Here is a 20,404-nt window from a genome sequence, read left to right as displayed (position 1 = left end):
GCCATGCATGCCGCAGAATGCGGCGATGCCCCCTCCGAGCCCATGCCGCACCTGACCCTTTCCAGAAAGATCTTCCTGGCGCTGGCCGCCTTGTTGATCGTGCTGCTGATCAGCTTCGCGGGCCTGTCGATCATCGCGCTGCAGCGCGGGCTGGGCTCCTACGTGGCCGAGATCGAGATCCGGCGTATGGACTGGCTCTCGCAGGTGCTCCTGAAGTACTACGTGGCCAACGGCGACTGGAAGGGCCTGCACGACAACGACGAGGTGTGGCGCCGCCTGCAGATGGGCCGGCTGTCCGCCGCGCTCGACAACAACGCCGGCGGCGCCGACGAGCGGCGGCTGCCGCCCTGGTACGAATACCGCGCCATGCGCGGCAACCCTCCGCCGGAAGGCAACAACGGCAATAACAGCGGCAACACCGGCAGCAATGGCAACAATGCGGGCGACGGCCGCCCGCCTCCTCCCCCGCCCCCGCCCGACTCCGGCCCACCGTCGCAGCAGCTCGAACTGCTGCCGCGCCGCATGGGGAGCATGCCGCCGCCCTGGATCTTTCGCGATCCGCGCGACATGCAGGATTCCATCTTCCAGCGGCTGGCCGTGCTCGACGCGCACGGCGCGCGCGTGGTGGGCGCAGACGCCGACCTCGCGAACGCCGCGCGAATTCCGATCCGGCGCGACCGCAGCGTCATCGGCTACCTCGCACTCACGCCGCTGCGGGGCCTGGAGAGCGAGGCCGACCGAGCCTTCGTCGCGCGGCAGTCGGGCGTGATCGTGCTCACCGGCCTGTGCGGGCTCGGCTTCGCGCTGGTGCTGTCGTGGCTGTTGGCGCGCCGCTGGTTCCGGCCCATCGACGAGCTCACGCAGGCCGCGCAGGACGTGGCTCGCGGCCGGCTCTCCACCCGCGTCGTGGTGCAGGGCTCCGACGAGCTGGCGCTGCTGGGCCGCACCTTCAACGACATGGCGCAGCGCCTGGACACGATGGAGGCCTCGCGCCGCGCCTGGCTGGCCGACGCCGCACACGAGCTGCGCACGCCGCTGGCCGCCATGCGCGCGGAGATCGAGGCGCTGCAGGACGGCGTGCGCACCTTCGACGAGCGCACCGCGCTGCGGCTGCACCGGCAGGTGCTGCGCCTGGGCCAGCTGGTCGACGACCTGCGCAGCAGCATGCGCGAGCCGCAGAGCGATCTGCTCGCGACCACCGTGTTCCCACTCTCGCTGCTGAAGGAGGCGCTCGACCACACGCGCGACCGCTTCGACGCGCGCGACATCACGGTGGACCGCCGCGCGGTCGACCGCATCGGCGCCTCCGCGCAGCCCGTGATCGAGGGCGACGCGCACCGGCTGCACCAGGTCTTCATGAACCTGCTGGAGAACGCGCTGGCCTACACCGACGCGAGCGGCGAGCTGCGCATCGACGTCATCGTCGAAGGCGCGTGGGCGGGCAACCGCCTCACGCTGGTGTTCGACGACAGCGCGCCGGGCGTGCCCGAGTCCGAGCTGCCGCGCCTGTTCGACCGCCTGTTCCGCGGCGAGAGCTCGCGCAGCCGCGAGCACGGCGGCTCCGGCCTGGGCCTTTCCATCTGCCGCGCGACCGTCGAGGCGCACGGCGGCACCATCGACGCGTCGGCCTCGCCACTGGGCGGGCTGCGCCTGACCATCACCCTTCCATTGGCAGCAGCGTCATGACACGCATCGTCATCGTCGAAGACGAAACCGACATCGCCTCGGTGGTGCAGGACTACCTGCGCCACGCGGGCTACGAAACCGAACTCTTCACCGACGGGCACAGCGCGCTCGAGAGCATCGTCGCCTCGCCGCCCGACCTCACGCTGCTGGACATCATGCTGCCGCGGCTGGACGGCATCGAGGTACTGCGCCGCGCACGCGAGCACACGGCGCACCCGATCATCATGCTGACGGCGCGCATCGAGGAGGTCGACCGGCTGCTGGGCCTGGAGCTGGGCGCCGACGACTACATGTGCAAGCCCTTCTCGCCGCGCGAGCTGGTGGCGCGGGTGCGCGCGGTGCTGCGCCGCACCGCGCCGGGCCTGGCGCAGGGCGCGTCCCCGCAGGGCGACGCGCCGGGGCTGGTGCTGGACGACGTGCACTGGCGAGCCTCGCTCGAAGGCACGCCGCTGAACCTCACGCGGCGCGAGTTCGGGCTGCTGCAGGTGCTGTCGCGACACCCCGGGCGCATCTTCTCGCGCGCCCGCCTGCTCGAGCTGGCCTACGACGACACGGTGGACGTGACCGAACGCGCCATCGACAGCCACGTGAAGAACCTGCGCCGCAAGCTCGGCGTGGTGACGCCGGAGCACGACTGGATACGGTCGGTGTACGGCGTCGGTTTCGCCTGGGAAGCGCCGGCTCCAGCCTGAAGCCTGCCGACACAACCAAGACGACATGGTCGCGCGGGTGCCCCGGGCAGCCGCGCGGACCAGTCGGGCGACTGCGTTACTTGGGTGAGTAAGTCATCTTGGTCGCGATCATCGGCGACTTCGGATCGATCCCCTTGAGCACCTGTCCCCTGTAGGGCCCTTCAGCCGCTTGCCAGATCTCGCCCACGGTGACTTGCGCCAGCCCGCCCGGACCGGCAGTGATCTTCAGAGAGAACTTGCATGTGTCGAAGGCCCCCAGCGGGGTTTCCAGCTTCTCGCGGCCATGGTAGGTGAGTTCGCCGGTTGCCGGCACCGTAGTCGTCCAATCGACGCGGCCATCGGTGGTTGAGATCTTCGTGAAGGAAATCTGCTGCCGGGCGACCTGCCCAGGCTTCATGTCGACAGGGAACGAGATCGGCGGCGCATATGACTGCGAAGAGACGAAAACCTGCTCCGAAGGAGAAGCCGGTTGCGGCGGCGTGATCTTTGTCTTCTGTGTGGTCGACTTGCCGTAGAGAAAGACATTCCCGCTGACAAGATCCTTGAATTCCTTCTTGACGGTACTTTGCTGAAACTGCGGAAGATCGACAAGCTCCGAACCGACGTTGAAGGCAATTGGTTTGGCGCCAGCAAATGATTCACGTCCTTCGGTGACGCTCTTTCTGCGGAAAGGCTGAGCCGTCGGGCTTCCTCCCACTTTCATCGCCTCGAAATCCAGGGTCGTTCCCTCGCGAAAGTCGGCTTCGTTGAAACATGCGGCCGAACTCTCCACGGCTGGCGGTGCTGCGGCCGGCTGGGCAGGGGCTGGCGCGGGGGCTGGTGCGATTGGCAGGATGGGAACTCCGCCGCCTCCACCATTCCCTCCTCCACACGCGGAAATCGCCGCAGCCATTGTTGCCGTCGCAAACAGCCGTGCGCGCTGCAAGGTGCAGGCATCTACTCTTTTCATAATCCCTCCGTTTTTTTGCAAACATTGACAATTGTTGATTTTTCGCGCTACCCCATAGGGAGCGCCAAAAGCTTTTATTGCAACGGTATTGCAAGAGGATTACGAAGAGCAGTTCGCCCACCTGATGACGGCGCCCGAGCTGCGTGGCCGGGGCAACGATGACGCCAGAGATGCGCGATCGGCCGGCACGAAGCCGGTCGCCGCTTTTCTGCTTTTCTGCTTTTCTGCTTTTCTGCTTTTCTGCTTTTCCGGTTTTCCTACTGGTACGCCGCCAGCTCCTGCTTCGCAATCGCGTTGCGATGCACTTCGTCGGGGCCGTCGGCCACGCGCAGGTGGCGCTCGTAGGCGTAGAAGTGCGTGAGCAGCGTGTCCTGGCTCAGGCCCATGGCGCCGAAGGCCTGCATGGCCCAGTCGACCACCTTCACGCAGTTGTTGGGCGTTAGCACCTTGATCATCGCGATCTCCTTGGCGGCGACCTTGTTGCCCACGGTGTCCATGCGGTAAGCGGCGTTGAGCACCATCCAGCGCGACTGCTCGATGAGCATGCGCGACTCTGCGATGCGCTCGCGCCAGACACCCTGCTCCGACAACGGCTTGTGGAAGGCGGTGCGCGACACGAGGCGCTGGCACATCATCTCCAGCGCGGCCTCGGCCATGCCGATGGCGCGCATGCAGTGGTGGATGCGGCCCGGCCCGAGGCGGCCCTGGGCGATCTCGAAGCCACGGCCTTCGCCGAGCAGGATGTTCTCGACCGGCACGCGCACGTTCTCGAACACGATCTCGGGGTGGCCGAAGGGCGGGTCGTACACGCCCAGCAGCGCCATGTCGCGCACGATGGTCACGCCGGGCGTGTTCTTCGGCACGAGGATCATCGACTGCTGCTTGTGGCGGTCGGCGTTGTCGGGATCGGTCTTGCCCATGAGCACGAAGATTTCGCAGCGCTCGTTCATCGCGCCGGTGATGTACCACTTGCGGCCATTGATGACGTACTCGTCGCCCTCGCGGCGGATGCTGCAGCGGATGTTGGTGGCGTCGCTGGAAGCCACCTCGGGCTCGGTCATCGCGAAGGAGGAGCGGATCTCGCCGGCCAGCAGCGGCTTGAGCCAGCGATCCTGCTGCGCCTTGGTGCCGTAGCGCGCCAGCACTTCCATGTTGCCGGTGTCGGGCGCGGAGCAGTTGAAGATCTCGGAGGACCAGTAGCGCCGGCCCATGATCTCGCACAGCGGCGCGTACTCGACGTTGCTGAGGCCGGGGCCGTGCTCCGACTCGGGCAGGAACAGGTTCCACAGTCCGCGCTCGCGCGCCTTGGCCTTGAGGCCGGCCATCATCGGCAGTTCGGCGTACGGGCGGCCGGCGCGGGCGTTGGCGGCAAGCTCCTCTTCGTGACGCTTCTCGTTGGGATAGACGTACTCGTCCATGAACCGGAGCAGTTCCTCGCGCAGCGCGATCACCCGGGGCGTGAATTCGAAATGCATGTGCGTCCTTCAGCAAGAGTCGATGTATGTGGCGTGCCTTGAAGGTACGTTGCGCGCGGCGTTTCGAACGGTCTTCCGCGCGACAGCGGCGCTCCGGTGCTGTCACCTTGGCAGCAGCGGCCGGCGCGACAATGCGTGCATGACCGCCAGCCCCACGGATGCCCCGACCCGCCCCGCACCGCCACGCCCCGTGCGCATGGCGGCCACCCTCATCGTGCTGCGCGACGGAAGCAGCGGCCTCGAGGTGCTGATGCTGCGGCGGGCAGAGAAGGCCAACGACCAGAACAGCGGCGCGAGCGTGTTCCCGGGCGGCGTGATCGACGCGCACGACCGAGGCCTGCATGGCTGCTGCAGCGGCCTCGACGACCGGGCCGCGAGCGAACGACTCGAAGTGTCAGAGGGCGGCCTGGACTACTACGCGGCGGCGATCCGCGAATGCTTCGAGGAAGCCGGCCTGCTGTTCGCGACCGACGACGCCGGACGGCCTGTGACGCTGGACGGCCTACCCTCCGGCCAGCTCGCCGAGATGCGCCATGCGGCGGAACAAGGCACCGACGCGCTGCTGTCGCTGTGCGCGCAGCATGGCTGGCGGCTCGCGGCCGACCGGCTCGCGTATTTCTCGCACTGGCTCACGCCGCCGGGAATGCCGCGCCGCTTCGACACACGCTTCTTTCTTGCGGCCATGCCCGAGGCGCAGAACGTGCAGCCCGATGGCCGGGAGACGGTCGAACACACGTGGCTGCGGCCCGCCGATGCGGCGGACCCGGCGCGCGGGCTCAAGCTGATGAACGTGACGCGCCGCATTCTGCTGGAACTCGCGCAATTCGAAAGCGTGGACGGGCTCATGGCGCATGCGCGCGGGCTGAAGCACATTCCGCGCGTGATGCCGCGGCTGGCGGATGGTCCGGCAGGAAGGCGGCCGGTGAACATGGAAGAGCCTGCGTACGAGGAAGTCGGCTTTGTCGATCCGGATGGCGAAGGCGGCGGGCGCTATGCGCATGAGGCCGGGCTGGTCATGCGGCTGTCGGCGCGGGTGCTGCGGGTGACCGGAGAAGCCGGCGAAGGGTCGGGCACGCTGGTGCACAGCTACTTTGTAGGAGCGGCGGGCGGCGATTGCGCGCTGATCGACGCATCGCCCGCGAGCTCCGCGCATGCCGAGGCGCTTGCCGCCGCCGCGCCGGGGCGTGTGCGATGGCGTCTGTCGACGCAGGCGGCTTCCGATGCAGCCACCATGGTGCCGGCACCGGGCGAGCAGATCCGTATCGGGAATGCCACGCTGCGCGTGCTGCCGGGCGATGGCAGTTCGCAGGCGCGCCGGTTCCTGCTGGTCGAGGAAGGAATGCTGTTCGCGGGCACTTCCGATGCGCCCACGGCCGACGAAGAGCAGGTCCGGTGGATCGCGCCGCGCCACGGATTCCTGCACAGCCGGCGCTGATCGACTCTCAGCGCCACACGGCCGTGGCATGCATCGTGCAAGATCGGCCCATCATGCTTCCCCTGTCTCCCGACGCGCTGCGCCAGCGGCTGCGGTCTTTCGCCTCTCGCGCGCAGCCCGTGCGCATTCTTCTCACACTCGGCAGCCTCATGGCGGGCTGCGCCTGGACCGGCCACACCGATGCGGTGATCCCCCTTTTCCTCGGCGCCATCGCCAGCGCGCTCGCCGAGACCGACGACAGCTGGCGCGGACGGCTGCGCGCACAGGTGGTCACGCTGGGCTGCTTCGCTGCCATCGCGTTCGCGGTGGAGGCGGCCTTCGGCATGCCGCTGGTGTTCATCGCCGGGCTTGCGCTCGCGGCCTTCTGGCTCACGATGCTCGGCGCCGTGGAGGCACGCTACAAGGCGATCGCGTACGCGACGCTGATCCTCGCGATGTACGCCACGCTGGGCATCGAGAACATGGGCGCGCACGGCGTGGCGCACCGCGGGCGCGAGCCCCTGCTGCTGGTGGCCGGCGCGGCCTGGTATGGCGTGTTCTCCGTGCTGTGGTGCGCGGCCTTTCCGGCGCAGCCGGTGCAGGCGCGGCTGGTGACGCTCTTTACCGTGCTGGGCAACTACGTGCGCTTCAAGGCGTCGCTCTTCGAGCCGCTGCGCGGCATCGACATCGAGCGCAAGCGGCTTGCGCTCGCGCAGCTCAACGCCGAGGTGGTGACGGAACTCAATGCGGCCAAGGAGAGCATCTTCCGCCGCATCGGCGCGCGGGCACCGACCGGGCGCATCTCGCGCTACCGGGGCCTCTACCTGATCGCGCAGGACGTGCACGAGCGCGCCAGTTCCTCGCACGACGACTACAACGCGCTGGCCGATGCCTTCTTCCACAGCGACCTGCTCTACCGCTGCCAGCGCGTGCTGGGCCTGCAAGGGCTGGCCTGCCAACGGCTGGCCGATTCGGTGGAGCGGCGCGAGCCCTTCGAGGTGGGAACCGAGACCGTGCAGGCGCTGGCCGATCTGCGCAGCGCCATCGAGCACGAACGCGCACGGGCAGACACGCCCGCCCGGCTGGCGCTGCTGGCCTCGGTGGAGGCGCTGGCGCGCAATCTCGCGCTGCTCGACGGCCAGCTCGCGGGGGCCAGCCAGCCTTCGGCGCGCGCGGGTCGTACTGAGATGGGTTTGTTCGATCGCTCGCCGCGCTCCTGGCGCGACGCGGTGGAGCGGGTGCGGCGGCAGCTCACGGTGCGCTCGCCGCTCTTCAGGCATGCACTGCGGCTGTCGATCGCGCTGGTGGCGGGCTACGGGGTGATGCATGTCATCCACCCGGCGCAGGGCTACTGGATCCTGCTGACCACGCTGTTCGTCTGCCAGCAGACGTATGGCGACACCATCGCGCGCATGGGGCAGCGCATTGCCGGCACTGCCCTCGGCGTGGTGGCGGGCTGGGCGCTGCTGCAGCTCTTTCCGCAGCCGCTGGTGCAGTCGGTGCTCGCGGTGATCGCCGGCGTGCTGTTCTTCGCGACCCGCACCACGCGCTACCTGCTGGCCACGGCCTCGATGACGCTGCTGGTGCTGATGTGCTTCAACCAGGTCGGCGACAGCGGCGTGCTGCTGGTGCCGCGGCTGGTCGACACCGCCATCGGCAGCGCCATCGCGGGGCTGGCGGTGCTGCTGGTGCTGCCGCACTGGCAGGCGCGGCGCATCAACGAACTGGCCGCCGCGGCGATGCGCGGCCACGCGGGCTACCTGCGGCAGATCGTCGGGCAATACCGTACCGGCGCGCGCGACCACCTCGACTACCGGCTGGCGCGTCGCAACGACCACAACGCGGATGCGGCGCTGTCCACTGCGGTGTCGGATATGTTCCGCGAGCCGGGCTACGTGCGGCCGCGCGCGGGTGTGGCTCTGCGCTTCCTGATCCGCTCGCACACGTTGCTGAGCTATCTGTCGGCGCTGGGCGCACACCGCGCGGCGCTGCCCGATTCGGCGCAGATGGCGGTGCTGCATGCGTCGGCCGAAGGGGCGATCGCGGCGCTGGAAGCGCTGGCGGCCGGACTTGAAAAGGGCGTGGCAGGTGTAACAGGCGGCACGGAAGCTGAAGCAGCGGCGCGGGCCGCGCTGGCACAGGCCGCCGCCGAAGGCGGGGAAAGCGGCGACCCGCAGGCGCGAACTTTCCATACCGAACTCGGTCTGATCTGGCTGCAGATAGACGCCCTGCGCACCCACGCGAGCGAATGGCTGCAGCCCGAAGGCGGCGAAAACACGACCGCGCCAGCCTGAAAGGCGAGTGAACATCCGTGCGATCCGGTCGGTTGAAAGCGCCGTTGCGGGCATCCCTTCGCGCGGCAGGTAAAATTACCCCTACATGTCCCGCTGGTTTGCCGCTACCGTCCTCGCAATCATGTTGTCCTGCTACGGCTTTGCCGTGCTTGCCCACAACATGCTCGGTGCCGGCCATTCGCATGCCGAACCGCAGACCGCCCAGGCAACCCAGACGCTGATCGTCAGCGTCGCCTTCTCGGACATCTCCGATCTCTCCGATGCCAAAAAGCCGGCAGGCAATGCCGACCAGGCCTCGGACGACGCCCTCTCCATCGACGAAGCCGGCTCCGAACACGCCGAGCTGGTCGATGCCCGCAACGGCGCGCCCGCGCTGCTGCGCTTCACGGAACAGCCGCCGAAACTCGGCCTGACCACCATCGTCTCGCCGTTCCTGGCGCGACCCAAGCGGCCACCCCGCGCCGCTGCCTTCGTCGCCTAGGCCCCAAAAGCCTTCGCGACCGGGAGCCGCCATGGCTCCCGCCCCCTTGTTGTGATCCGGGCCGACCGCCATCAGGCGGCACCCGCATCGCAACCGCCGCTACCTGATCTCTCTCATTCACGGCCCTGTGCCCCTTTGCGCGCGCCATCCATTGCACGCACCCGGCGCCGGTCCAGCTTCAAGGAATCAACACAGAATGAACAACAGCCCTACCACCTATCACGACAGCATCGAGCTGCCGATCGCCTCGCCGCAGGAGCGCAACCGCGTCCTGCGCAACACCTACTGGCTGCTCGCGCTGTCGATGGTGCCCACCGTGCTCGGCGCCTGGATCGGCGTCTCCACCGGCTTCTCGCGCGCCATGTCGCCGGGCATCGGCCTGATGGTCTTCCTCGGCGGCGCCTTCGGCTTCATGTACGCCATCGAGAAGACCAAGGAATCGGCCGCCGGCGTGCCCGTGCTGCTGGCCTTCACCTTCTTCATGGGCCTGATGCTGTCGCGCCTGGTCGGCACCGTGCTCGGCCTGGCCAACGGCGCCAGCCTGGTGATGATGGCCTTCGCCGGCACCGGCGCGATCTTCTTCGGCATGGCCACGCTGTCGTCGGTCATCAAGCGCGACCTGTCCTCCATGGGCAAGTGGCTCTTCATCGGCGCCATCCTGCTGCTGGTGGCGGGCATCGCCAACTTCTTCATCAAGTCGAGCGCTCTGATGATGACGCTGTCGGTCCTGGCCATCGGCATCTTCTCGGCCTTCATCCTGCACGACCTCAAGCGCGTGAAGGACGGCCTGGAGACCAACTACATCTCCGCCACGCTGGGTGTGTATCTCAGCATCTACAACGTCTTCCAGTCTCTGCTTGCCCTGCTGGGCATCGCCGGCGGCCGGGACGAGTGATTCCCCACGAAGGAAGAAAAGGAAGGAACATCCCATGCGCCTCACCACCAAAGGCCGCTTCGCGGTCACCGCGATGATCGACATCGCCCTTCATGGGCGTTCGGGCCCCGTCACGCTGGCTTCGATCAGCCTGCGCCAGCGCGTGTCGCTGTCGTACCTGGAGCTGCTGTTCGGCAAGCTGCGCCGCGCCAGCCTGGTCGAATCGACACGCGGCCCGGGCGGCGGGTATTCTCTGAGCCGCAAGGCGGCCGAGATTTCCGTGGCCGACATCGTCCTCTCGATCGAGGAACACGATGCCGAAACCACCCGCCGGCGCGATGCCGACGCGCCGGGCGAGACCGGCCGCTGCGAAATCGACGAGCTCTGGGCCACCGTGAACCTGCGGGCGGTCGAGTTCCTCAAGTCGATCTCGCTGCAGAGCCTTGTCGACGAGCAGAAGGCCAAGGGCGTGCAGGCCGCGGTGCGGACCGAGATCCGGCGTTCGCCGACCGGCCAGCCCGCCACGCGCAAGCCCTTCGTCGTCGACGCGCCGAACTCGGTGTTCGCACTGGGACGGCGTCACCAGCAAAGCGCCAGCTAGCTCCGAGCCAGCCAGCCAACACGGCCCATGCGGCAGGGCCCGCCGCCACGGATCGACGTGGCGGCGGGCTCGTGCCTGCATGGGCTTTTGTCGTTGGCTTCCCCCTCGGAAGCCTCAGGAATCCTTCATGTTGCGACGCAACAGGGCAGGCAAAATGCACCATAACAGTGCAAAACAATACAGGCGCGCGACCCGGGCGATCCCGGCTCGCGCCGCACCGCGTTTCCGGATGGCCATGACTTCCAAGCTTCTGCTTCTCCCCATTTCCCTGCTCGTGCTCGCCGCATGCGGCGCCAGGCAGGCCCCCGAGACCGCTGCCGCGCCGCCCGAAGTCGGCGTGATGGCGATGCACGCGAGCGAAGTGCCCGTGCACACCGAGCTCTCGGGCCGCACGGCCGCCTTCCGCGTATCCGAGGTGCGCCCGCAGGTCAACGGCATCGTGCGCAAGCGCCTGTTCGAGGAAGGCAGCATGGTCCGTGCGGGCCAGGTGCTGTACGAGATCGAGTCCGGCCCCTTCGAGGCTGCGCACGAGCAGGCACAGGCCGCGCTCGCGACCGCGCAGGCCGGCATCGCGAGCCTGCGCGGCAAGGCCGAGCGCTTCGGCGAGCTGGTGAAGGCCAATGCCGTGAGCAGGCAGGAGCACGAGGAGGCGCAGGCCGCGCTGGTACAGGCGCAGGCCGGCGTGAAGTCCGCGCAGGCGGCGTTGAAGGCGGCACGTATCAACCTCGAGTTCACGCGCATCGAGGCGCCCATCTCGGGCCGCATCGGCCGCTCCAGCGTGACCGAGGGCGCGCTGGTGGCGCCGGGCCAGGCCACGGCGCTTGCGACGATCCAGCGCATCGATCCGATCTACGTCGACGTGGTGCAGTCCAGCCTCGAGCTCACGCGGCTCAAGCGCCGCTTCATCTCGGGCGACATGGCGCCCGCGAGCACGCGCGTGGGCCTGCGCATGGAAGACGGCCTGCCCTACCCGCACGCCGGCACGCTGAAGTTCACCGAAGTGGCCGTCGATACCGCGACCGGCTCGGTCACGCTGCGCGCGGAGTTTCCGAACCCGCAGGGGCTGTTGCTGCCCGGCATGTACGTGCGGGCGCAGGTCGAGTCGGGCGTGGAGCGCCAGGCCATCCTCGCTCCGCAGCGCGGCGTGGCGCGCAACGACAAGGGCGAGCCGACCGCGCTGGTGGTGGGCAAGGACGACAAGGTCGAGCTGCGCGCGCTCGAAGTGCGCAGTGCGGCGGGCGACCAGTGGATCGTGACCGGCGGCCTGCGCGAAGGCGACCGGCTCGTGGTCGACGGCCTGCAGCGCGCGCACCCGGGAGACAAGGTGAAGCCGGTGCCGGTATCGGCTGCGGCAACGCCCGCCTCGGCCGATTGAAGAAAAGACAACACACGTGATAGCCAACTTCTTCATCCAGCGGCCCGTGTTCGCATGGGTCATCGCCATCCTCATCATGCTGGCCGGCGGCCTGGCCATTCGCACGCTGCCGGTCTCGCAGTACCCGGACATCGCGCCACCCACCGTCGTGGTTTCGGCCAACTACCCCGGCGCCTCGGCGCAGGCGGTGGAAAGCAGCGTCACGCAGGTGCTCGAGCAGCAGCTCAAGGGCATCGACGGGCTGCTGTACTTCAAGTCGACGAGCAGTTCGGCCGGCTGGGCCGAGATCGCCGTCACCTTCCGCCAGGGCATCAACCCCGACACCGCCCAGGTGCAGGTGCAGAACAAGGTCAGCCAGGCCACCAGCCGCCTGCCTCAGGCAGTGCAGCAGCAGGGTGTGACGGTCGCGAAGTCGCAGAACAACTTCCTGCTGATCGTTGCGCTCTACGACCAGACCGACCGCCGCACCGACACCGACGTGGCCGACTGGATGGCCAGCAACCTGCGCGATCCCATCAGCCGCGTCGACGGCGTGGGCTCGGTGCAGGCCTTCGGCGCCTCGTATGCGATGCGCGTCTGGCTCGACCCGCACCGGCTCGCGAGCTACCAGCTGATGCCCTCGGACGTGACCGCCGCCATCGCCGCGCAGAACACGCAGGTGTCGGTCGGCGAGATCGGTGCGCGGCCCTCGCCCGCGAAGCAGCAGCTCACCGCCACCGTGACCGCCCTCTCGCGCCTGCAGACGCCGGAACAGTTCCGCGGCATCGTGCTGAAGACCCAGGCCGACGGCGCCGTGGTGCGCCTGGGCGACGTGGCGCGCGTGGAGATGGGCAGCGAGTCGTATGCCGAGACCACGCGCCTGAACGGTCACCCCGCCGCGGGCGCGGCGATCATGCTGGCGCCCGGCGCGAACGCGCTGACCACCGCCAGCGCGGTGAAGGCGCGCATCGCCGAGATGGAGCCATTGCTGCCGGCCGGCCTGCGCGTGGCCTACGCGGAGGACACGACGCGCTTCGTGAAGATCTCGATCAAGTCGGTCATCGAGACGCTGCTGGAAGCCATCGCGCTGGTGGTGGTCGTGATGTACCTGTTCCTGCAGAACTGGCGCGCCACGGTCATCCCGGCCATCACCGTGCCGGTGGTGCTGCTGGGTACCTTCGGCGTGCTCGCGGCCTTCGGCTATTCGATCAACGTGCTCACGCTCTTCGGCATGGTGCTGGCCATCGGCCTGCTGGTGGACGACGCCATCGTGGTGGTGGAGAACGTCGAGCGCGTGATGCACGAGGAGGGGCTGGACCCGAAGGCCGCCACCATCAAGTCGATGAAGGAAATCACCGGCGCGCTGGTGGGCATCGCGGTGGTGGTGTCGGCGGTGTTCCTGCCGATGGCCTTCTTCGGCGGCTCGGTAGGCGTGATCTACCGGCAGTTCTCGGTGACCATCATCGCGTCGATGGCGCTGTCGGTGGTGGTGGCCATCGTGCTGATTCCGGCGCTGTGCGCGCGCTTCCTGAGGGCCAGCGACGCGCCGCGCACGCGCGGCTTTCTGGGCGCCTTCAACCGGCGCTTCGACGCGGCGCAGGGCCGCTACGTGGGCCTGCTGGGCCGCATCCTGCGCAAGCCACTGCGCTTCACCGCCGTGTACGCGGCCATCGTGGCCGGCATGGGCCTGCTGTACTTCGGCCTGCCGGGCGGCTTCCTGCCCGAGGAAGACCAGGGCAGCGTGATGGTGCAGCTCACGCTGCCGGCGGGCTCCACGATCAACCGCACCGACGCGGTGAACCGCATGGTCGAGAAGCACTTCCTCGAGACCGAGAAGGACACGACCGACACCATCTTCACGCTCTCGGGCTGGAGCTATGGCGGCTCGGGGCAGAACATGGGCATGGCCTTCGTGTCTCTCAAGGACTGGGCCGAGCGCGAACATGCCGACCAGCGCGCGCAGGCCATCGTCGAGCGTGCCGGCACCGCGCTGGGCAAGCAGCAGCGCGACGCCGAGGTCTACGGCATGGTGCCGCCGCCCATCGAGGGGCTGGGGCAGTCGAACGGCTTCGAGTTCTGGCTGCAGGACACCTCCGGCATGGGGGCGCAGAAGCTGGTGCAGGCGCGTGAGTCATTGCTGCGCGACGCGGGCAAGGATGCGCGGCTGCAGTCGGTGCGCGCCAACAGCGTGGCCGGCACGCCGCAGCTGCAGATCGACATCGACCAGCTCAAGGCCTCGGCGCTGCGGCTGTCGCTGGACGACGTGAACACCACGCTGGGCATCGCCTGGGGCGGCAGCTACGTCAACGACTTCATCGACCGCGGCCGCGTCAAGCGCGTGTACGTGCAGGCCGACGCGCCCTACCGCTCCGACCCGGACGACATCCGCCAGTGGTTCGTGCGCGGCGCCACCGGCGCGATGACGCCGTTCTCGGCCTTCGCCACCACGCGCTGGTCGCAGGGCGCGCCGCAGCTGGAGCGCTACAACGGCCTGCCCGCGGTGCAGATCCAGGGCGCGGCGGCGCATGGCACGAGCTCGGGCACGGCGATGGCGGCAGTCGAAGCCATCGCGAAGAAACAGCGCGGCACCGGCCATGCATGGAGCGGCCTGTCGTACCAAGAGCGACTGTCGGGCGGACAGGCGCCGCTGCTCTTCGCGCTGTCGATCCTCGTCGTGTTCCTGTGCCTGGCGGCGCTGTACGAAAGCTGGTCGGTGCCGTTCTCGGTGATGCTGGTGATTCCGCTGGGCGTGCTCGGCGCGGTGATCGCGGCGTCGCTGCGCGGCCTCTCGAACGACATCTACTTCCAGGTCGGCCTGCTCGCGACCATCGGGCTGTCGGCGAAGAACGCGATCCTGATCATCGAGTTCGCCGAAGCCGCGCTGCGCCGTGGCATACCGCTGCTCGACGCGGTGGCCGAAGGCGCGCGCCTGCGGCTGCGGCCGATCCTGATGACCTCGCTGGCCTTCCTGGCCGGCGTGGTGCCGCTGGCGCTGGCCTCCGGCGCCGGCTCGGCCAGCCAGATCGCCATCGGCACCGGCGTGTTCGGTGGCGTGCTGGCCGCGACGGCGCTGGGGATCTTCTTCGTGCCGCTGTTCTATCTGCTGGTGAAGCGGGCCTCGGGCAGGCTCTTCAGGCGCGGCAGCGACGTCATCGCAGCATCCTGAGCGAAGCGAAGACGCCAGGTCAGCTCTTTCCGGCGGCGGGCGCCTGCCTCGGCAGGCCCGGCAGGGTCCATCCGAAGGTCATGCCCGCCGCCGAGATCAGGATGGCCGCCGCGCCCACCAGCTGCAGCAGGCCCAGCCGCTGGCCGAAGACGACGTAATCGACACCGATCGCCACCAGCGGATAGATGAAGGACAGCGCCCCCGCCACCGGCGTCGACAGCTTCTGCAGCGCGCCGTACAGCAGCACGAACACAAGCCCCGTGTAGACCACGCCCATCGTCAGGTGCACGCCCCAGGTAGCCGCGTCGGTGGGCAGCGCTTTCAGGTTCGCGAAGGGCGCGAGCATCACGATGCCCACGCAGACCTGTATCAGCGCGATGAGATGCGGCGCGATGCCGTCGAGCTTCTTCGCGACGAAGGCGGCCACCGCGTAGCAGAAGGCCGCGCCCAGCGCCATGAGCACGCCGACGAGGTACGAGGAACCGTCGGCGCCGCCACCGAACTTGGCCTGTGCCACCAGCACCACGCCGGCGAACGCGATGCACAGCCAGATCGCCTTCATCGCGTTGAGCCGCTCCGACAGCAGCAACGCGCCCAGCGCCACCAGCATGAAGGGCTGCGTGTTGTAGACCGCCGTGGCGATCGAGATCGACGCGTGCGAGAAGGACGCGAAGATCAGCACCCAGTTGACGACCAGCGCCACGCCGCCGAAAGCGGCCAGCGCGAAGTTGCGCATCGAGAGGCCCCGCCGCAGCAGGCCCAGCGCGAAGCACACGACCAGCAGCGTGGCAGCGCCGAACACGCAGCGCCAGAACAGAAGGTCGGGCAGCGGCTGGTCGAAGCGCACCACGAACCAGCCGATGGTTCCCGAAATCGCCATGGCCGCGCTCATCTCGAGCGCGCCGCGAAGCTGCGTCTGCATGTCCGTCCGTCGTCCTCTTTGTTCCGGAAGACAAGAGTGCCATTTATCGCGCCTGTTGGATATGCTTTGAATAAGGCAGAAGCCGCCAGTGGCCTTCGAAAAGAAGTCACCGAAGCCAATTCACCGGAGAACGACGAAATGCTCGACGCAACAGACGAAGCCATCGTGCTGGCCCTCGCGGGCAATGCGCGCATGTCGCTGAAGGAACTGGCCCATCACGTCGGGCTGTCTTCGCCCAGCGTTTCCGAGCGGCTGCGCCGTCTTGAGGAGCGCGACGTGATCCGCGGCTACACGCTGGACGTGAACCCGAAGGCGCTGGGCTACCAGTTCCAGGCCATCGTGCGCATCCGGCCGCTGCCGGGGCAGCTTCAGGCGGTGCAGGAGCTGATCGTCGGCACGCCCGAGTTCTGCGAGTGCGACAAGATCACGGGCGAAGACTGCTTCGTCGCGCGACTCCATCTGCAGTCGCTCGAACAGCTGGACGGCATCCTCGACCGCATCGCGAACAGGGCCGAGACCAACACTTCCATCGTGAAGGCGCAGACGATACCGAGGCGGCTGCCGCCCTTCGCGGCGCGGTGAGGCGACCGCTGAATCCTCCGGATGGGTTCTGTCCTGTTTTTGCGTAGATGCGCACGGTTGTGCGCCGGTGCACGATCCCAGAATCGACCGGCCGTGAGAGGCACGGCGCATTCCACAAGACCAAGGAGACAGACGCTCATGATCACTTCCCGCCGCGGCCTGCTGGCCGGTTCCGCCGCCATGGCCACTGGCGCCATCGCAGGTTGCGCGCTGCCCGCCGGGGCCGCCCGCTCGGCCGCAACGCCCTTCGATGTCGCCTCGTCGACCATTCCGATCGTCGGCAGTGACCAGGTCTTTCCGGTGCGCCGCATCTACTGCATCGGCCGCAACTACGAGGCGCATGCGCGCGAGATGGGCTCGGACCCGAGCCGCGAGCCGCCCTTCTTCTTCCAGAAGCCGGCCGACGCGATCCAGGTGGTGACGCCGGGCGTGGTGGCCGACCATCCCTACCCCACGCTCACGAAGAACTACCACTACGAGGTCGAGCTGGTGGTGGCACTGGGCAAGGGCGGGCGCAACATCGCGACGAGCGCCGCGCTCGACCATGTGTACGGCTACTCGCTCGGCCTGGACATGACGCGCCGCGACCTGCAGCGCGAGATGGGCGACCAGAAGAAGCCCTGGGAGATCGGCAAGAGCTTCGACCATTCGGCGCCCGTCGGGCCGATCCACCCGGTGGCGAAGGTCGGGCACTTCAGCGACGGCGCGATCTGGCTCAAGGTGAACGGGCAGACGAAGCAGAACGCCACGCTCAGGCACATGATCTGGTCGGTTGCCGAGCAGATCAGCCGGCTGTCGCAGGCCTTCGAGCTGAAGGCGGGCGACATCATCTATTCGGGCACGCCGGAGAACGTCGGGCCGGTGGTGCGGGGCGACCTGATCGAGATCCACATCGACCGGCTGCCGGAGCTGTCGGTGCGGATCGTCTGAAGGCCCGGAAGGTGCGGCACGGCACCATTTTTTCTAAGAGATTGATGCCGATCATCGTGGCTCACGCAAACACAGAGCCACCATGTCCCAGCAACAGCAGCAGACCCCGCAAGCCACCTACATCGACGACCTGCACGCCCCGCAGGTGTTCGCGGACGAAGTCTCGGGCTACTGGGTCAACGCGGGCTGCGTGCACATCACCTTCGACGCCAGCCGCGTGGACCACAGCTCCGACCAGTGCCCGGTGCACCGGGCCGCGGTGCTGCGCGTGACGCTGCCCATTCCCATCGCGCAGGTGCTGGCGGTCAGCCTCTACGACTTCCTGAAGCAGCGCGGGCTGGCGCCGGCGCCGGGCAACGGACACTGAAAGGCAGAGCGCAGACAGGGCACGAACCGCACCCGCCGAAGGGTCGAAGGACGGCCGCACGGGAGCGCGGCCTTCCAATTTTTCTCCCCCTTTGCAGCTCACGATACCGGGCATGAACAGTCCCCGGCATCGCAACCCGCACGACGTCTCACGTGAATCACACGGGGCTCCGCATGCCTTGCGGCTCGACGGCCTGCCGGCATTGGCGCATGCACAAGGCGTTTTCCTCGAGCCCGCCATGCAGGCCCATTGGAGCGGCAAGGCGCAGCCTTCTCCCGCTGCCGCGGCACACCCTCGCAAGTCATCGAGGCGGTTCGGTATCGCGGGCCTGCTCGCCTTCGGCTCGCTGGCGTTCGGCATCTTCATGGCGAGCAACGACACCTGCGCGCAACGCGATTCGGGCGCGGGCAGCGACTACAGCCAATCGACACTCGCACCGATCACCGCGACCGGCACGGCGAGCCCGAGCCTGCGCGACAGCAGCTGCAGGCGCAAGCCCGGCCGCTCCCTGCGGATGAAGACGGTTCGCTGAGGCACCGGACGACGATCAGCCCCTCCAAGCGCCGGCGCATTTCCGCCGCTCGCGCCACGCGCATTTCTTCACGGATCGCGCTCGAGCCTACGCAATGCCATTCGAAATGAAATTGCGACTTATATAGTCTGATTCAACTATTTTGAAATGCGCTCGCGGTACGGCGATGCGCACACGCCAGGGAGAAGCAGGTAATGGCCGTACATGGCTACGAAGAGGACATCTGGCTGGACTTCAGCCTGGGCATGGGCGGTTTCGCTGAAGTCACGGCCGTGACGACGCCCATCGAGGACAAGAGAAAGATCCGCGTGCGCGTGCCGCCGGGCAAGCTCATTCCCATCGTGTTCCTGCCCGGCATCATGGGCAGCAACCTGCGCCTGTCCAGGGGACGGCAGGCACTGCTCAAGCGCAGCGACAACCTCGCATGGTGGCCCGACAAGAAAGGCGACGCCATCGCGCGGCGCCATGCGAGCGCGGCCGCCCGCCAGATGCGCCTGGACCCCGACGAAATCGAAGTGGACCACTACGAGGCCACCAGCGAACGAGTCGAAGGCAAGAGAAGCCGGCGCTTCGACGCGACGGGCGACGCGACCGTCAGCTCCGACCAGCGACACGACAACGTGCCCCATGACCTGGGCGATGTCAGCAAGCTGCTCATCACCGATCCGAAGGCCGATCCGACGCATCCGCTGGCGAGCAACCGGCAATGCTTCACCGCCGCCCAGAAGGCCCGCGCGCGCGGCTGGAGCGAGGTGATGTTCGAAGCCTACGGCGGCATCCTCCAGGTGATGGAACGCCAGCTCAACGACATGCTGCGCCGCGAGGACAGGAAGCAGGTCATCTCGCCCACGTGGCTCGACAAGGACAACCCCGAAGCATTGGTGGGGCGGGCACCGTCGAGCTTCGGCGTCCACGACGCGCAGCCGCTTGGCGAAGACGACATCCGCAAGATCGGCGAATGCTGGTATCCGGTCCATGCCTTCGGCTACAACTGGCTCAAGAGCAATGGCGAGGAAGGCAAGCGGCTCGCGAAGAAGATCGAGCTGCTGATCGACACCTACAACCACAACGGCTTCGACTGCCCCGGCGTCATCGTCGTCACCCACAGCATGGGCGGCATCCTTGCGCGGGCGATGATGCATGCGGACTACGGCGGCATCAGGCATCGCATCCTGGGCGTGGTGCACGGGGTGATGCCCACCACCGGCGCGGCCGCCGCGTACAAGCGCATGCGCGCGGGCTTCGAGGGCAGCAACAAGCCCTGGTGGCATCTGAAGTCCCGATTGGTAGGCAGCATCACACAGAGCGTGCTGGGCGACAACGGCGAGGAAGTGACGGCCGTGCTGGCCAATGCGCAAGGCGGGCTCGAACTGCTACCCGCCGCCGCGTACGGCACGCAATGGCTTCAGGTGCAGGACGACAACGGCAAGTTCCTGGCGAAGCTGCCGCAGGGCGACGCGGTGAGCGAGATCTACACGCTGGATCGGGACAAGTGGTGGAGGTTGATCAATCCGGATTGGATCGATCCGGCGGGGCAGAGAGAGTTGCCGCCAGGTAAAGGCGGAAAAACCAAAGATCAGATCGGCGCCGAGGCGACCGTGAAGCGCATCAAACTGGCCATGGAATTCGCCGATGCCATCCAGGACACTTTCCATCAACGCACCTATGCGCACTACGGCAGCGACCCTGGGCAGCCGGCTTGGAACGACCTGGTATGGCGCGTAGTCGATGGCGACCCCGTCATCGCCGGTGATCCGCTGACGTGGACCCTGCTGCCCGGAAACGAGGGAGACAACGGCGAAGGTACGTTGCGCGTGAAAGGCGACCGAGGCGAAGTTCTCAAGCTCAAGCTTCAACCCCCGATGACGCCCAGTGACGGTACTGTGCCCGTGGAGCGCAGTGCCGCAAAGGTACGCGCCAAGGTCAAGTTCGTGCAGACCGGCTACGACCACCAAGGCAGCTACGGCGATGCCAACGCCAGCGCGGCCACGCTGTACGGCATCGTTCGTATCGCGGCAGATTTCGACTCCCAATGGTGGTCGGAAAAGTACTGAATCCACCCACCCATCATTGACGACGAAGGGC

Annotated in this window: 17 protein-coding genes; 14 read left to right on the top strand and 3 right to left on the bottom strand. The window is 67.7% G+C overall.

Annotation, left to right across the window (positions count from 1 at the left end; translation table 11 throughout):
• The first annotated feature begins 42 nt into the window (after positions 1-42).
• Together AC1VNX_RS07790 and AC1VNX_RS07785 are read left to right on the top strand one after the other, a co-directional pair.
• On the top strand, positions 43-1,686 hold the full coding sequence (locus AC1VNX_RS07790; RefSeq protein WP_483156188.1) for an ATP-binding protein: 1,644 nt from the start codon (positions 43-45) through the stop codon (positions 1,684-1,686).
• Positions 1,683-2,378 (top strand): response regulator, encoded by a 696-nt coding sequence (locus AC1VNX_RS07785; RefSeq protein ID WP_483156187.1) that lies wholly within the window; start codon positions 1,683-1,685, stop codon positions 2,376-2,378. Before AC1VNX_RS07790 ends, AC1VNX_RS07785 begins: the two co-directional genes overlap by 4 nt.
• Before the next feature lie 76 nt (positions 2,379-2,454).
• Here AC1VNX_RS07785 and AC1VNX_RS07780 read toward each other — a convergent pair whose 3' ends face one another.
• The gene (locus AC1VNX_RS07780) at positions 2,455-3,150 is read right to left on the bottom strand and encodes a hypothetical protein (protein ID WP_165909715.1); all 696 of its coding nucleotides are present in this window, start codon (positions 3,148-3,150) and stop codon (positions 2,455-2,457) included.
• A gap of 434 nt (positions 3,151-3,584) precedes the next feature.
• On the bottom strand, positions 3,585-4,802 hold the full coding sequence (locus AC1VNX_RS07775; RefSeq protein ID WP_483156186.1) for an acyl-CoA dehydrogenase family protein: 1,218 nt from the start codon (positions 4,800-4,802) through the stop codon (positions 3,585-3,587).
• A gap of 139 nt (positions 4,803-4,941) precedes the next feature.
• On the opposite strand from AC1VNX_RS07775, the gene AC1VNX_RS07770 reads away from it, so the two are divergent.
• The 7 genes from AC1VNX_RS07770 to AC1VNX_RS07740 all read left to right on the top strand — a co-directional run bounded on the left by AC1VNX_RS07770 (position 4,942) and on the right by AC1VNX_RS07740 (position 14,986).
• Positions 4,942-6,237: an NUDIX hydrolase gene (locus AC1VNX_RS07770; RefSeq protein WP_483156185.1), complete on the top strand. Its 1,296-nt coding sequence runs from the start codon at positions 4,942-4,944 to the stop codon at positions 6,235-6,237.
• Positions 6,238-6,290: 53 nt separating this feature from the next.
• Entirely contained in the window at positions 6,291-8,510 is a 2,220-nt protein-coding gene (yccS, locus tag AC1VNX_RS07765) for a YccS family putative transporter (protein WP_483156184.1), read from the top strand.
• 85 nt (positions 8,511-8,595) lie between these two features.
• The gene (locus tag AC1VNX_RS07760) at positions 8,596-8,991 is read left to right on the top strand and encodes a hypothetical protein (protein ID WP_483156183.1); all 396 of its coding nucleotides are present in this window, start codon (positions 8,596-8,598) and stop codon (positions 8,989-8,991) included.
• A gap of 196 nt (positions 8,992-9,187) precedes the next feature.
• Positions 9,188-9,886 carry a Bax inhibitor-1/YccA family protein gene (locus AC1VNX_RS07755; RefSeq protein WP_483156182.1) on the top strand — a complete coding sequence of 233 codons (699 nt, stop codon included), beginning with the start codon at positions 9,188-9,190 and terminating at the stop codon, positions 9,884-9,886.
• A gap of 34 nt (positions 9,887-9,920) precedes the next feature.
• Positions 9,921-10,466, top strand: coding sequence for an Rrf2 family transcriptional regulator (locus AC1VNX_RS07750; protein WP_483156181.1), 546 nt, complete (start codon positions 9,921-9,923; stop codon positions 10,464-10,466).
• Between the two features lie 235 nt (positions 10,467-10,701).
• A complete protein-coding gene (locus tag AC1VNX_RS07745; protein WP_483156180.1) occupies positions 10,702-11,841 on the top strand; it encodes an efflux RND transporter periplasmic adaptor subunit in 1,140 nt (379 codons plus the stop codon).
• A 16-nt stretch (positions 11,842-11,857) separates the two neighbouring features.
• A complete protein-coding gene (locus AC1VNX_RS07740) occupies positions 11,858-14,986 on the top strand; it encodes an efflux RND transporter permease subunit (protein WP_483156179.1) in 3,129 nt (1,042 codons plus the stop codon).
• 19 nt (positions 14,987-15,005) lie between these two features.
• On the opposite strand, the gene AC1VNX_RS07735 is transcribed toward AC1VNX_RS07740, so the two are convergent.
• Entirely contained in the window at positions 15,006-15,908 is a 903-nt protein-coding gene (locus AC1VNX_RS07735) for a DMT family transporter (protein WP_483156178.1), read from the bottom strand.
• Positions 15,909-16,046: 138 nt separating this feature from the next.
• On the opposite strand from AC1VNX_RS07735, the gene AC1VNX_RS07730 reads away from it, so the two are divergent.
• The 5 genes from AC1VNX_RS07730 (at position 16,047) to AC1VNX_RS07710 (ending at position 20,373) form a co-directional block, all read left to right on the top strand.
• On the top strand, positions 16,047-16,490 hold the full coding sequence (locus AC1VNX_RS07730) for an Lrp/AsnC family transcriptional regulator (protein WP_483156177.1): 444 nt from the start codon (positions 16,047-16,049) through the stop codon (positions 16,488-16,490).
• A 138-nt stretch (positions 16,491-16,628) separates the two neighbouring features.
• Positions 16,629-17,420: a fumarylacetoacetate hydrolase family protein gene (locus AC1VNX_RS07725; RefSeq protein WP_483156176.1), complete on the top strand. Its 792-nt coding sequence runs from the start codon at positions 16,629-16,631 to the stop codon at positions 17,418-17,420.
• Positions 17,421-17,502: 82 nt separating this feature from the next.
• Positions 17,503-17,787 (top strand): hypothetical protein, encoded by a 285-nt coding sequence (locus AC1VNX_RS07720; protein WP_483156175.1) that lies wholly within the window; start codon positions 17,503-17,505, stop codon positions 17,785-17,787.
• Positions 17,788-17,899: 112 nt separating this feature from the next.
• Positions 17,900-18,319 carry a hypothetical protein gene (locus tag AC1VNX_RS07715; protein WP_483156174.1) on the top strand — a complete coding sequence of 140 codons (420 nt, stop codon included), beginning with the start codon at positions 17,900-17,902 and terminating at the stop codon, positions 18,317-18,319.
• Positions 18,320-18,513: 194 nt separating this feature from the next.
• A complete protein-coding gene (locus AC1VNX_RS07710) occupies positions 18,514-20,373 on the top strand; it encodes an esterase/lipase family protein (protein ID WP_483156173.1) in 1,860 nt (619 codons plus the stop codon).
• Positions 20,374-20,404 lie beyond the last annotated feature (31 nt).

It is taken from the genome of Variovorax sp. TLI9-5A (genome assembly GCF_056867935.1).
This window is presented reverse-complemented; position numbering and strand designations above follow the sequence as displayed.

Bases quoted from the DNA above. Each gene is read 5' to 3' on its own strand.
- AC1VNX_RS07790 (WP_483156188.1), top strand. From the start codon at position 43: ATGCCGCACCTGACCCTTTCCAGAAAGATCTTCCTGGCGCTGGCCGCC.
- AC1VNX_RS07785 (WP_483156187.1), top strand. From the start codon at position 1,683: ATGACACGCATCGTCATCGTCGAAGACGAAACCGACATCGCCTCGGTG.
- AC1VNX_RS07775 (WP_483156186.1), bottom strand. From the start codon at position 4,802: ATGCATTTCGAATTCACGCCCCGGGTGATCGCGCTGCGCGAGGAACTG.
- AC1VNX_RS07770 (WP_483156185.1), top strand. From the start codon at position 4,942: ATGACCGCCAGCCCCACGGATGCCCCGACCCGCCCCGCACCGCCACGC.
- yccS (WP_483156184.1), top strand. From the start codon at position 6,291: ATGCTTCCCCTGTCTCCCGACGCGCTGCGCCAGCGGCTGCGGTCTTTC.
- AC1VNX_RS07760 (WP_483156183.1), top strand. From the start codon at position 8,596: ATGTCCCGCTGGTTTGCCGCTACCGTCCTCGCAATCATGTTGTCCTGC.
- AC1VNX_RS07755 (WP_483156182.1), top strand. From the start codon at position 9,188: ATGAACAACAGCCCTACCACCTATCACGACAGCATCGAGCTGCCGATC.
- AC1VNX_RS07750 (WP_483156181.1), top strand. From the start codon at position 9,921: ATGCGCCTCACCACCAAAGGCCGCTTCGCGGTCACCGCGATGATCGAC.
- AC1VNX_RS07745 (WP_483156180.1), top strand. From the start codon at position 10,702: ATGACTTCCAAGCTTCTGCTTCTCCCCATTTCCCTGCTCGTGCTCGCC.
- AC1VNX_RS07735 (WP_483156178.1), bottom strand. From the start codon at position 15,908: ATGCAGACGCAGCTTCGCGGCGCGCTCGAGATGAGCGCGGCCATGGCG.
- AC1VNX_RS07730 (WP_483156177.1), top strand. From the start codon at position 16,047: ATGCTCGACGCAACAGACGAAGCCATCGTGCTGGCCCTCGCGGGCAAT.
- AC1VNX_RS07725 (WP_483156176.1), top strand. From the start codon at position 16,629: ATGATCACTTCCCGCCGCGGCCTGCTGGCCGGTTCCGCCGCCATGGCC.
- AC1VNX_RS07720 (WP_483156175.1), top strand. From the start codon at position 17,503: ATGTCCCAGCAACAGCAGCAGACCCCGCAAGCCACCTACATCGACGAC.
- AC1VNX_RS07715 (WP_483156174.1), top strand. From the start codon at position 17,900: ATGAACAGTCCCCGGCATCGCAACCCGCACGACGTCTCACGTGAATCA.
- AC1VNX_RS07710 (WP_483156173.1), top strand. From the start codon at position 18,514: ATGGCCGTACATGGCTACGAAGAGGACATCTGGCTGGACTTCAGCCTG.